Below are 11,568 nucleotides of genomic sequence, written 5' to 3'. Positions count from 1 at the left end.
CGGCGACTCCTACGATAATGCGATGGCAGAGAGTATCAACGGGTTGTACAAAACGGAGGTTATCCACCGCGGGAGCTGGAAAAACCGGACGGAAGTGGAGTTGGCCACGCTGGACTGGGTGGACTGGTACAACAACAGAAGGCTGCTCGGGCGGCTGGGTTACATCCCTCCTACTGAAGCCGAAATGAACTATTACGCTTTGCAATTAGCATCAGAGGAAGCGGCGTAGTATTGCCAAAATTACTCTCTAATAAACTCGGGGTTATTCAGAAGCGCTTGAGAGCGTCATCGCTATGGCGATGCCTGAACCGCGTAATCCCGTGGGCTCATCCCCCACCTTTGACGTGGCACATTCCAGCGGCGCGGTGCGCCCGGCGGCTCCCCCTTGGTCGGAAATGATGCAACATATCACGCTACATTACCCACGCATCCAGTATGAAAACTTTATCGGCGACGAGCGCTGGATAGCCATGAATCACGTTCAGACCCGGGCCATGACGGAAGAGTTTTTTACACATTATTTTGATCCGCTGCTGTATGACATCTTTTCCACTGTCGATCGCGGACAGGGTATCCCCCTGCCAACATTACTGGACCACATTCATATGCGGCTGGCGAAGGAAACGGCGGAATTAAGCAAGTTGACCGCACTTCTCAATATTGGCCTGATGGACGGCTATCGGCGGCAGATAATTGAAATCCGCCACACGCTAGCAGCCACATTTCCTGCCGCGCTCGTAAACCCCGCCCCCACATTGACCACCGCTACCGGGCACGCCACTGCGTCCCCGCCAGGCAACGCACGGGCGCAACCCCGCTTAGCCTCCCCGGCGGCGAATGAGGCCACGGCCGGCCCAGACCACGCGACAAACGAACAATACTCTGATACCGACTGGCGCCTGGAGCGGATTACCAGCCAACCTCTACATCAAGCGCTGAGGGCCCATTTTCTGCAGCGCCATACGGCAACGGCCGCGCCCTTGCGCCTTTCACCGCGCTTCCAGGCGCTGTGGACGGCAGCCTGCGGCCTGGTAGACCGGGCGATCGCGGATGACGACGTCCAAACCTATTTTATGCAACACGACAGCGCCCGCAGCTATCTTAGTCGTTACACCACGTCGCTGTACCAAACTTGGGTAAAGGATATCGACGATAGCGACGACCCGCTGTATGACAAAGCGAGCCCGGATTTCACCGTGTTGTTTTCCCCGCACTCAGGGCCGCACGATATGAAATATAGGCAATCCGTCACCGAAACATTGGCGACGCTTGTGATTTATGAACACCTTCGGCCAGATTTGGTGCGATGGCAAAACAGCGCCAACGCCGCACAGCTGACGCTTGCCCCCGCCGTGCTTGATGAGTTGATGGCTACGCTGCGGGCGCTACCCGCTACGTCGAACTGACGCGCTAAGCGCGAGTACCGGCTCTCGACGGCTTGCGCATGCCTGTCAACGCTTCTCGGCGCGGAACGCCACGCTAGATTGCCGCCTCTGCCGCAGGCGCCGCTTGGGCTTCCCTTTGCCCATAGCTTAGGTGTTGGGCATATCGGTTGAACAGGGGGAAATGATTGGCAAATGACCCGTTTCAAGCCCCGGTGATGGTGATGATGATGATGATGAGCGTCAGCGTACCGGTTTAAAGCGCCGGCGGCGCAGTGTGCGCCAGACAAAAAAAAGCCAGCACCCTGCTGTTCCAGCGATACACCGTCTCGCCGCTCTGCCAATTGTTCGCCGGGAAATTGCGGTTGAGATCCACGCCCCAGGCGTTGGCGCGCAGGCCGAACCGGCAGCCGTCTGGATTCACGGCCAATACGAGGTGATGGCGCAGCGCGCCCGCTTCGATGGTGCGTAGAGCGCAGGAAAGCGCGGTGACGCTGGCGGTTTCATCGCCGTGCGTGCCGGCGATAATCAGCCCGCTGTCGGCCGCCGGCATTGCCGCGGGGTGATAAAGCAGCGGCGCACCCAGCACCGATGTGCCATAAGATTTTCCTAACGACGGCAAAGCGCCGCGCTGAGATCGGGGCCGAAAGGGTTGCATACTGTTTCCCGCCAGAAAATAATCAGTTACATTAACTGCGATCACTTTACCGAAAAATTTCCCGCAGTGTTAGTTTCCGCAGAGTATTTTGCCTGAACGCCGATGGGGTTAGCCCGGAATCGGCCATAACGCTAAGGAACAGTCTATGCCGCGTTTCCCGTTTGCAGTTTTCGCCCTCCTGCTGGCCGCCGTTAGCGGCAACCCGCACGCCGCCACTGTACCGCCCGGTACCACGCTTGCAGAGGTGCAACATGTCGTACGCCACATCAAAGACGAGCCTTCCTCACTGGATCCGATGAAAGCCGTCGGGCTGGTGGAAGCGCAGGTCGACCGCGATCTGTTTGAAGGACTGGTTAATCAGGACGCTACGGGCAAGGCTATTCCCGGCGTGGCGCTGAGCTGGCAGACCAGCGATAACCAGAATTTTGTCTTCCATTTGCGGCGTGACGCGCGCTGGTCGAACGGCCAACCGGTGACGGCGCAAGATTTTGTTTACAGCTGGCGCCGGCTGGTTGATCCTGCCAATCATTCCACCTTTTCCTGGTTTGCCGAACTTGCGGGTCTGAAGAACGCCGGTGACATAATCGCCGGCAAATTGCCCGCAGATCAATTGGGCGTCAGCGCCCCGGACGAATACACGCTGAAAGTGGCGCTGGATAAACCGGTGCCGTATTTCGTCAGCCTGACCGCCAATTTCAGACTGTTCCCGGTGAATCGCGCCACGGTTGAGCGCTACGGTCAGGAGTGGACGCGTGTCGGCAATCTGGTGGGTAATGGCGCGTTTGTTCTCAGTCAGCGAGTGGTCAATGAGAAACTGGTCCTTACCCCTAATCCACATTACTGGGATCATAAACATACCGTGCTAACACAGGTCACCTTTGTGCCGATTAGCGCCGAATCTGCCGCGCTGAACCGCTATATGGCCAACGATATCGACATCACCGAATCGTTTCCCAAAGACCGCTACCGGCAGTTGCTGCAACAGATCCCCGATCAGGTGTACACGCCGGACCAGCTGGGAACCTATTATTATGCTTTCAATACCCGGCGGGGAACCACACAGGACGTCCGGGTGCGTAAGGCGCTGTCTTACGCCATCGACCGACGTATCATTGCCGGCAAAGTCGTGGGCTCTGGCGAAAAGCCGGCCTGGCATTTTACCCCAGATGTCACGGTCGGCTTCACGCCCGCGGCCGGTTATCTGCAGCAGCATAGCCAGCAAGAGCTGGATGCCCAGGCGCGGACCCTGATGCAAGCCGCCGGCTATGGACCGGATAAACCGTTGACGCTTACCCTGTTATATAACACCTCGGAAAGTAATCAGAAAATCGCTATCGCGGTGGCATCGATGTGGAAAAAAACGCTGGGCGTCAATGTCAAATTGGTCAATCAAGAGTGGAAAACCTATATCGATAGCCGCAATACCGGTAACTTTGACGTGGTGCGCGCTTCGTGGATCGGCGATTACAACGAGCCTTCCACCTTTTTGTCGCTGCTGACCTCAACCCATAGCGGTAACATCGCCAAATTTAGCGATCCCGCTTACGATCAGCTGCTGCAGCAGGCCAGTCGGGAAACGCAACCGCAGCGGTTGAGCGAGGATTACAATAAAGCGGAGGCCATGATTGCCGATCAGGCGCCCATTGCGCCCATTTATCAATTCACCAACGGCCGCCTGATAAAGCCCTGGCTGAAAGGGTATCCCATTACCAATCCAGAAGACGTGGCTTACAGCCAAACGCTATATGTGTTGAAACATTAATTTTCAAGCACAGGCACTGCGCCGTGACGTCGGCGCAGTGCCTGTGCGGGGCGGTGGCTTAACCTCTCGCCTGCCGGCGTCGATACGGCGTTGGCGGCGCGACACATTTTAGGCGCTGTGCTGCCACAGGTGATGCTCACTTCCGACATTGGCACCCGCGCAAGCGGTCAAAGTATGATAAGCCATCCGCTATCAGCCACACGCTATTAGCCGCCGGCTATCAGCTACCCGCCATTAGCTACCCGCTATCAGCTATCAGCTATCTGCCATTAGCCACCCGCCACCCGCTATCAGCCATCGGCTATTAGCTATCTGCTATTTGCCACCCGCTATCAGCCATCGGCTATCAGCTACCTGCCATTAGCCACCCGCTATCAGCCGCCGGCTATCAGCTACCTGCCATTAGCCACCCGCTATCAGCCATCGGCCATTAGCTATCTGCTATTTGCCACCCGCTATCAGCCATCGGCTATCAGCTACTTGCCATTAGCCACCCGCTATCAGCCGCCGGCTATCAGCTACCTGCCATTAGCCACCCGCTATCAGCCATCGGCCATTAGCTATCTGCTATTACCACCTGCTATTAGCCACCCGCCATCCGTCAACCGCGGTCGGCCGGCCTGGGAAAATTCCGTATCATTTACCCTAGCCGCTGCCGCAGGCGCTTGTTAATCTGGACAGGTCACAGGTAGAAAAGGGGATTCATGCGCCCTTCTTATAGGTTGCGGCTTGATATTATTTAAACAGCTCACGGCGAATGCCATAGACAAGAATAAACGTAATAGGTATGCATACCAGCAGCGAATACACCACTTTGAACAGATAGTTTGACAAGATGTATTGCATCATTTCGCCAAGCGTCATGCGGGTGGCGAAGAACATCATGATCCAGATTATCGAGTAAAGAAATTGCCCTATCAGAGTGGACACCAGGCAGCGAAACACCAGATAGTGACCATTGCACAGCTCCTTGAAGCGTGAATAGATATAGTTGTTTGCGTTATCCGCAGTCAGTAGGCAGATAAAATTAATAAAGAACAGCCAGGGCAGCGGGCTGAACGTTGCCAAATAATGCGTTGTCTGTTCAGGGTTTTCCCCCGGCAATTGCAGGCTGAGCCAAATCCCCCCCCGCGGCCAGCAGCAGCGCGCTGGCGCAAATCAGTACCGTATTGCGCGCGTGCCTGCGGCCGAAGATTTCGTTGATGGTATCCAGAAAGGCGAAGGAGAGGGGGAAAATCAGAATACCGCCGGGCTGCAGCACGCTGAACACCGAGATGGTATTGGGCGACAGAGGAATGGCTATAAGCAGCGACGAGACGAATAAAGTGAGCAGTACAATGAATATAGTGAACTCTTTATAGCGGTTCAGATCCAGCGGGCTTAACGAGCATGAAACCAGGATGGTATGACGATCGTTGGCGGAAAAAAAATCGATGAGATGATTTCTGACCAGGCTGTCGGCGCTATCGCGAAAGATATGGCCTCCTTTTTTTACCCGGCAACTAATATTGTTGTTAGTTATTTTTTCTAAAATCATTTCGCCCATTCCTTTATTCAATATAATCAAAAAAAGCCACGATCCTGCCCAGTACCACAACCACACAACTGTTCATATCAGGCACCTGGGGCGTAAGATGAATCCAGCGAATTGACGTAATATCATCGATACGCGTTGAGAGGGTTAACGTGCTGCCGACGCGCAGCAAAAAAAGCCCGCTGCCTTTGAGTTTTTCATTAATCACGGCTAAGGTTGAATTTGCAAATATATCATTAGGTGGTATTTGCACGCCGTAGAGACTCTCAGAATGCGGTAACAGCGCTATCTCGGGCAAGTGAATGATTTTTATATAACGTTTTTTCTGATCATTGTGTACAAATTTATACAACGGCACTTCAACCAAATGCTTATTATCATCAATGTTGGGGTCGCCATAGCCGTTAAGCAGCCACTCAGGCCGCACGCGCAGCGCCTCAGCAATGCTGATGAGATGTTTGTGAGTGCGAGCAATATAGCCGGATAATAAATTTGACACATAACCATTTGACACGCCTATTATCCGTGCCAGCTCAGCGGCGTTAAACCCGCGGGCAAAAAGGGCTTCTTTTAAACGATCATTAAATTGTTCCGTCATAAATGGGACCACCGATTAAACAGTTTATAGTAATAATGTTGTTAGGCGAAGAGAATAAACCTTGTCATGCCCTTGACAGTTTCAAAAAGTTTCATTAATTTCATCAGGCTTTATCGTTTCAATGACCATATGGCCGCAGTAAAACGATAACATTCGGACGCGTGCATTAGAATAAATAAAATTAAACAAATACTAATTCACTTATTCAATAATAAGGGTTAATTGAGCTTGGGGCGATAGTCATTCACCGTGATTATTCTATTAAACGAGCGACGACTTTCAATCTATTATTTTAACGATACCTTCCGGGGCGTCTGCCGGCCGGCGACAATGCGCCTTATCCGTGCGGAGGTGGGCGCGCCCTCCGGTCTGTTATTACGGTCCCACTTTGACAATTCAGGAGTAAGCTGCCATGGCGATTGCAATCTATATCCATTTTCTCCGCCGCTGTGTCGTTTGGCCAAGCCGCATGCGCGGCGGCGATAATCACGTCCTGCGCCTGTTGGCGCCAGCGTCTGCCCGGCGCGCTATTTTGCGCGGGTATTCGGCGCAGCCGGCAGGGGGCATCTGACGTTACCCCCCCCGTTTTACACGGGTGTACGGCCCGCAGGGGAAACACGGGCCGCGGATAAGGTGGCGATGTGAGCGTAGGGAGGTTTGCTATGGATAAGCGATTGCCGGCGCTGATTGACCTGATGGTCGCCAGGAAAGTGCGTTTTTTTTCACCCCCGACGGGATTTTAGTGGTAAGAGGCCATCTGGATTTACGCGGCAGCGGAATCGACTTGCTGCCGGACCGCCTGGTGGTGGCCGGCTCTTTACTGCTAACCGGCTGTCCCATCGGGCATTTACCCGACATGCTCAGCGTAGGAGAGGTGCTGGATTTGAAAGATACGCTGATAACGGCGTTGCCTCCAGGGTTGGCCGTCGGCGGCCCCTTGTTTCTGGAAAATACGCCGCTGCGTGAGCTGGCGGCCCACAGCCATTTTGAGGATTCCCTCGATTTGGAAAGTACGCCTATCGCCGCGCTGCCCAGTGAATTAAAGGTGAACGGTTATCTCAATATTCGCGGGACCACGATAGACCACCTGCCGCCGGATTTGCAGCTGGCCGGCCCTTTACTGCTGGATGCCCATCGCATTCGCAGCCCGCTGGCCTGGCCGCCGTGTGACGCTGCCATCGTGGCAACCGGAGGCAGGAGATGAGAGGGACGCGGCGGAAGAAGACGTCCATCTGGTCATTTTCGCCGTGCGGTTGGCGGGCGAGATTAAAATCTCCGCCGGCGGTTTTTACGGCAGCCCGGCGGCGCTGGTCCGCAGTGGTATCGGCGCTCCGCTACTGCCGGCGGCGCAGGATTGCCTGCGCGAGCTGTCAGGACGGGAGGCGACCTTATCATCCTGATCTCACCGTGTGAAAACGGTTATACTGGAGCCTACTCATGTTTAGCAAAGGTGCGGGATGTTGGATCTGTCAGAGGGGAATACGCTTAATTTTTCTGAAATCGTTTACGCCGGGCAGCTTGACGGCCAGGGTGGGGTGATCCCGATTGAGGATAAAGCGATCGCGGATTGCGGTGGTACTTGCTGGCTCCATTTGGACGTGGAACACCAAGGCAGTGCCGACTGGCTCAGCCGTTCACCCTTAATCCCCGATCCGGTGCGCGAAGCCCTGGCCGGCAACAGCACCCGCCCGCGCGTGACCCGTCTTGGTGAAGGTGCGTTAGTGGTGTTGCGCAGCGTCAATTTCGCCAATCAGGCCCGTGCCGATGAGCTGATTGTGCTGCGTATCTTCATTACTGGCCGGTTGATTGTCACCACGCGTCGCCAGCCGATCCAGGCGGTGGAAGAGGTGCTTGACGATTTACAGAAAAAGCAGGGGCCGAAGGATAGCGGCAGTTGGCTGGTGGCGATGAGCGACGTGCTCACAGACCATACCAGCGAATTCATAGAAGAATTGCATGATAAGATCATCGGCCTGGAAAACAGTCTGCTGGATCAGCAAATTCCGCCCCGCGGTCAGCTTTCGCACCTGCGCAAGCAACTGATTGTTCTGCGACGCTATATGACGCCGCAGCGGGATGTTTTTTCCCGGCTGGCCAGCGAGCACCTCCCCTGGATGACGGACGATGACCGCCGGCGGATGCAGGATATTGCCGATCGTCTCGGGCGCGGGCTGGACGACATCGACGGCGCCATTGCGCGTACCGCCGTGGTTGCCGATGAGATCAATTCCCTGATGGCGGAAGCCATTAACCGACGCAGTTATACCATGTCGCTTATGGCAATGATATTTTTGCCGACCACCTTCTTGACCGGGCTGTTTGGTGTAAATCTAGGCGGCATTCCGGGTAATACCGAGCGCTATGGGTTTGCGCTGTTTTGCCTGGTGTTAGTCATCGTGATCGGGGGTGTTGCCTGGTGGTTAAAGCAGCGCAGATGGTTGTAATTATCGGCGCGGTATAAGCGGATGAGGGGGCTTTTTGGCCCTAAAATTGAGCAATATCAATAATAGTGACGGCAATATGAGGCATGATCTCTTACGCAGGTGAATGCAACGTCAAGCGATGGGCGTTGCGCTCCATATTGCCTTACTTCCTTTTTTGAATTATTGCATAGCATATTTAATTCAGATGATGCCGGGTGAATAGCCCGGCATTTTTTTATCTGCGCCATCCATCACCCTGCGCCATCCATCACCCTGCGCCAGCGGCGGTAGTCGCGCCCGAATGGCCCGCCGCCCGCTTGTTATGACGCGTAATGCTTACTTTAAGAGAGCACGCCGTGAAAGCCATGGCGGCAGCCGGTGCAAGCCGGCCTTAAGCGTCACGCCGTTAGCGATGGCGCGTCAACCGGTGACGCATAGAGAGAGGGGAAGCACAATGATGAACCAGTCCTGCACGGCCCGCAGCGTAATTTTCCGCTACCGAATGAGCATTCCGACTGAGCCTATCCCCAATGATCCGATCCCGATCCCTGAACCGCCGCTGGAGCCGCCTTACAACCCTGACCCGCATCCCATTAACGATCCGCCGCCGCATCTTTTCTAATGCTGGCCAAAGGATGTCTTGCTGCAAGGGGATGCTTTGCTACAAGCGGATGTCTTGCTGCAAGGGGATGACAGGCGCGCCCGCAATGCGCGCCTGGGCTCTTCTAACGTATTGCGTTGCCGCGCAGGTGGGACCGGCTGAGGGGATTTAGCGCAGTTCCAGCACGTCCAATCGTCCTTCCGAGGCGGCAGGCAGGTCATCATCCATCAGATCTTGCCAGCCTGCCGGCTGCGCAGGGAAGGATTCACGATCAAAGGCGATATCGCCGCCGTCAACCACCGCGCTGTCCTGTGTCAATCCTTTAAAATCGAACAAGCGTGAGTCGCTGAGATGCGAAGGCACCACGTTTTGCATCGCACGAAACAGGGTTTCGCTGCGGCCGGGGTAGTGTTTATCCCAGTCACGCAACATATCGCCAATGACCTGGCGCTGCAGATTAGGCTGCGATCCGCACAGATTGCACGGAATAATGGGGAATTGCCGCGCCTGCGCGAAGCGGGCGATGTCCTTCTCGCGGCAGTATGCCAGGGGACGGATGACGATATGTTTGCCGTCGTCGCTCATAAGCTTGGGCGGCATCCCTTTTAACTTGCCGCCGTAGAACATATTCAGAAACAGGGTTTGCAGGATATCGTCCCGATGGTGGCCGAGCGTTATGCGCGTGGCGCCCAGTTCCGTGGCGGTGCGGTAAAGAATACCCCGGCGCAGGCGGGAGCACAGCGAGCAGGTGGTTTTGCCCTCGGGGATTTTGTCCTTGACGATGCGATAGGTGTCTTCGGTGACGATATGGTATTCCACTCCCTGCGCCGCCAGATATTCGGGCAGCACATGGGCCGGAAAGCCGGGTTGTTTCTGGTCAAGATTGACGGCGACCAAGGAGAAATTGACCGGCGCGCTTTGCTGCAAATTGCGCAGAATTTCAAGCAGGGTGTAGCTGTCCTTGCCGCCGGAGAGGCAGACCATAATGCGATCCCCCTCCTCAATCATGGCGTAATCGGCAATAGCTTGACCGACGTGGCGCCGCAGGCGCTTTTGAAGTTTATTCAGATTGTATTGCTGTTTTTGCATGACCACGGCGTTGTCTGCCTTCCTCATAACGTTGCACGCGCCAGATGCTTAACCTGCGCGGAATGACCGGCGTATGGTACGGATTGTACGCGAATATGCCAACATCGACAGGCAAAAATTTGCTTTACCGGGTGTTTTGTCCCACCCCCGTTGCCGGGCGGGCGACACGTGGAGCGCCAGCGTTCCTCCGCGGTGTGGGACCAACTTAAGGTATGAGCCGGCCATCGCCGCGCCTGTTTTCCCGCTTACCGCGTGCTGGGCTTCTCACCCTGGCCGTGGCGGAGATTAACATCAGCTCAGCAATTCTTTGCCCGCCTAAAACGGCTAAAACTGCAATTCCGCAGCGGTGCAAATGTTTCATCCACTGCGCGTAATCGTTATGTTAGCAGCACAGATTACCGCGTAGGAAGGTGTAACTCCGGGGTGATATCTCAGTTAATACGGTGGGATTGCCGCAGTGTAATGGCTCAGGCAACACGGCGGCATTACGCCCAACGGCGTGGCACATGCAAATAAACGTGGCCCGCTGTCATCCAAGAGAGCACGTATTCCGATCAACGTGGAGGGAACTATGTTCAAAGCAGTGACGCATCCAGCGGGTTTTTCAGGCCAGGCGCCTGCCAACGCAGCTAAACCCACCGCCAGGATGATTTTGAGCCGCGTCATTTCTGACGATATCAGCGCCGAGAAAAAATCAAAATGGCAAAAGGCCAAATATCATGCGCTGGTCAGGTTAATAGCGGTCAGTAACCATCATATCGGTGCGTTGGATTTACCGCATCTTGTGATAAATCAGGTGACCTTACCGCAAAAGTTTAATCTCACCGGCGCAAATTTGCGTCGCAGCGAATTCAAACAGGTCACCATGACGGCGGTGAATCTGAGCCAAAGCGATCTCAGCCACGCCAATATGACCCGCTGTCCTATGAAGCGGGCCAATCTGCGCCACGCCACGCTGTATTATACGCAGTTGGAAAATGCGCATCTGGAAGGCGCTGATTTACGCCATGCTAATTTGAGTCAGGCACAATTGGGCCATGCCGTGCTCAATAACGCCAAATTGCAGAACGCCTACTTTAACCTCACCAATTTGTATTGCGCCAAATTGAGGTATTTGGATCTAAGCGGCGCCCACCTCAAAAATGTTGATTTGAGCGGCGCTTGCCTCCGTCACGCCAATCTGCGCAATGCGGATTTGCGCAGCGCGAACCTACGCGGCACGTGTTTAAACAATGCCGATTTAAGCGGTGCGAAGTTAAATCCTGATAGCATGAGCGATATCAATTTTAGGTAATGACTCCAATAAGTAGAACATGTGTTTTTCGATGAAGGCTCCGATGACTTTTTCGTGGATCTCGACAGAGCGCGAGAAGCAAATCGTTTTACGCGCCAGTCGTTTAATGCGGGTACGGAGCGTCAGGTTATTGCGCTCTATACGTTGCGTGAAGATCTTGCCAGTCAGATGTTTCTGCTTCGGCACCTCTCTTGCATAGCTGCCCCAGTTGTCACTGGTAATCATGC

The 11,568-nt window shown here is 54.7% G+C and carries 12 protein-coding genes and 1 pseudogene; 7 read left to right on the top strand and 6 right to left on the bottom strand.

What is annotated here, in order from left to right; translation table 11 throughout:
* A partial coding sequence (locus CINSTRO3249_RS07495) for an integrase core domain-containing protein (RefSeq protein WP_143146879.1) occupies window positions 1-229 on the top strand: 229 nt, incomplete at its 5' end.
* Between the two features lie 64 nt (window positions 230-293).
* The gene (locus CINSTRO3249_RS07490) at window positions 294-1,406 is read left to right on the top strand and encodes a hypothetical protein (RefSeq protein ID WP_074012814.1); all 1,113 of its coding nucleotides are present in this window, start codon (window positions 294-296) and stop codon (window positions 1,404-1,406) included.
* 283 nt (window positions 1,407-1,689) lie between these two features.
* Here the strand turns inward: CINSTRO3249_RS07490 and mpaA are convergent.
* Window positions 1,690-2,040 (bottom strand): annotated as a pseudogene (gene mpaA, locus CINSTRO3249_RS07485) (murein tripeptide amidase MpaA); the annotation flags it as partial.
* A gap of 145 nt (window positions 2,041-2,185) precedes the next feature.
* On the opposite strand from mpaA, the gene CINSTRO3249_RS07480 reads away from it, so the two are divergent.
* Window positions 2,186-3,802, top strand: coding sequence for a peptide ABC transporter substrate-binding protein (locus CINSTRO3249_RS07480; RefSeq protein WP_074012813.1), 1,617 nt, complete (start codon window positions 2,186-2,188; stop codon window positions 3,800-3,802).
* 735 nt (window positions 3,803-4,537) lie between these two features.
* Here CINSTRO3249_RS07480 and CINSTRO3249_RS07470 read toward each other — a convergent pair.
* The 3 genes from CINSTRO3249_RS07470 to CINSTRO3249_RS07460 are packed head-to-tail and all read right to left on the bottom strand — an operon-like array spanning window position 4,538 to window position 5,934.
* The gene (locus tag CINSTRO3249_RS07470) at window positions 4,538-4,870 is read right to left on the bottom strand and encodes a VUT family protein (protein ID WP_254304313.1); all 333 of its coding nucleotides are present in this window, start codon (window positions 4,868-4,870) and stop codon (window positions 4,538-4,540) included.
* Between the two features lie 16 nt (window positions 4,871-4,886).
* Window positions 4,887-5,339, bottom strand: coding sequence for a VUT family protein (locus tag CINSTRO3249_RS07465; protein WP_174249752.1), 453 nt, complete (start codon window positions 5,337-5,339; stop codon window positions 4,887-4,889).
* A gap of 13 nt (window positions 5,340-5,352) precedes the next feature.
* Window positions 5,353-5,934, bottom strand: a complete 582-nt coding sequence (locus tag CINSTRO3249_RS07460; RefSeq protein WP_074012810.1) for a helix-turn-helix domain-containing protein — start codon at window positions 5,932-5,934, stop codon at window positions 5,353-5,355.
* A 742-nt stretch (window positions 5,935-6,676) separates the two neighbouring features.
* Between CINSTRO3249_RS07460 and CINSTRO3249_RS07455 the strand changes: the two genes are divergently transcribed.
* Genes CINSTRO3249_RS07455 through zntB form a run of 3 tightly spaced genes read left to right on the top strand, consistent with a single transcriptional unit; the run spans window position 6,677 to window position 8,378 of the window.
* Window positions 6,677-7,138: a hypothetical protein gene (locus CINSTRO3249_RS07455; protein ID WP_074012809.1), complete on the top strand. Its 462-nt coding sequence runs from the start codon at window positions 6,677-6,679 to the stop codon at window positions 7,136-7,138.
* The gene (locus tag CINSTRO3249_RS16510) at window positions 7,101-7,334 is read left to right on the top strand and encodes a hypothetical protein (protein WP_125933144.1); all 234 of its coding nucleotides are present in this window, start codon (window positions 7,101-7,103) and stop codon (window positions 7,332-7,334) included. Before CINSTRO3249_RS07455 ends, CINSTRO3249_RS16510 begins: the two co-directional genes overlap by 38 nt.
* A 60-nt stretch (window positions 7,335-7,394) precedes the next feature.
* Window positions 7,395-8,378, top strand: a complete 984-nt coding sequence (gene zntB, locus CINSTRO3249_RS07450; RefSeq protein WP_074012815.1) for a zinc transporter ZntB — start codon at window positions 7,395-7,397, stop codon at window positions 8,376-8,378.
* 748 nt (window positions 8,379-9,126) lie between these two features.
* On the opposite strand, the gene ttcA is transcribed toward zntB, so the two are convergent.
* Window positions 9,127-10,047: a tRNA 2-thiocytidine(32) synthetase TtcA gene (ttcA, locus tag CINSTRO3249_RS07445; RefSeq protein ID WP_174249751.1), complete on the bottom strand. Its 921-nt coding sequence runs from the start codon at window positions 10,045-10,047 to the stop codon at window positions 9,127-9,129.
* A gap of 571 nt (window positions 10,048-10,618) precedes the next feature.
* On the opposite strand from ttcA, the gene CINSTRO3249_RS07440 reads away from it, so the two are divergent.
* Window positions 10,619-11,341 carry a pentapeptide repeat-containing protein gene (locus CINSTRO3249_RS07440; protein ID WP_084790145.1) on the top strand — a complete coding sequence of 241 codons (723 nt, stop codon included), beginning with the start codon at window positions 10,619-10,621 and terminating at the stop codon, window positions 11,339-11,341.
* On the opposite strand, the gene CINSTRO3249_RS07435 is transcribed toward CINSTRO3249_RS07440, so the two are convergent.
* Window positions 11,303-11,568, bottom strand: a 266-nt coding sequence (locus tag CINSTRO3249_RS07435; protein WP_217265380.1) for an IS1 family transposase, incomplete at its 5' end; no start/stop codon positions are given. The genes CINSTRO3249_RS07440 and CINSTRO3249_RS07435 overlap by 39 nt on opposite strands.

Source organism: Candidatus Sodalis sp. SoCistrobi (assembly GCF_900143145.1).
Taxonomy (GTDB): domain Bacteria; phylum Pseudomonadota; class Gammaproteobacteria; order Enterobacterales; family Enterobacteriaceae; genus SoCistrobi.
Note: the sequence above shows the minus strand (reverse complement) of the source record. Positions and strands in the feature narration are given on the sequence as shown.

Coding starts and splice junctions, on each gene's coding strand:
- ttcA (WP_174249751.1), bottom strand. CDS start 10,047: ATGCAAAAACAGCAATACAATCTGAATAAACTTCAAAAGCGCCTGCGG.
- CINSTRO3249_RS07460 (WP_074012810.1), bottom strand. CDS start 5,934: ATGACGGAACAATTTAATGATCGTTTAAAAGAAGCCCTTTTTGCCCGC.
- CINSTRO3249_RS07440 (WP_084790145.1), top strand. CDS start 10,619: ATGTTCAAAGCAGTGACGCATCCAGCGGGTTTTTCAGGCCAGGCGCCT.
- CINSTRO3249_RS07465 (WP_174249752.1), bottom strand. CDS start 5,339: ATGATTTTAGAAAAAATAACTAACAACAATATTAGTTGCCGGGTAAAA.
- CINSTRO3249_RS07490 (WP_074012814.1), top strand. CDS start 294: ATGGCGATGCCTGAACCGCGTAATCCCGTGGGCTCATCCCCCACCTTT.
- CINSTRO3249_RS07480 (WP_074012813.1), top strand. CDS start 2,186: ATGCCGCGTTTCCCGTTTGCAGTTTTCGCCCTCCTGCTGGCCGCCGTT.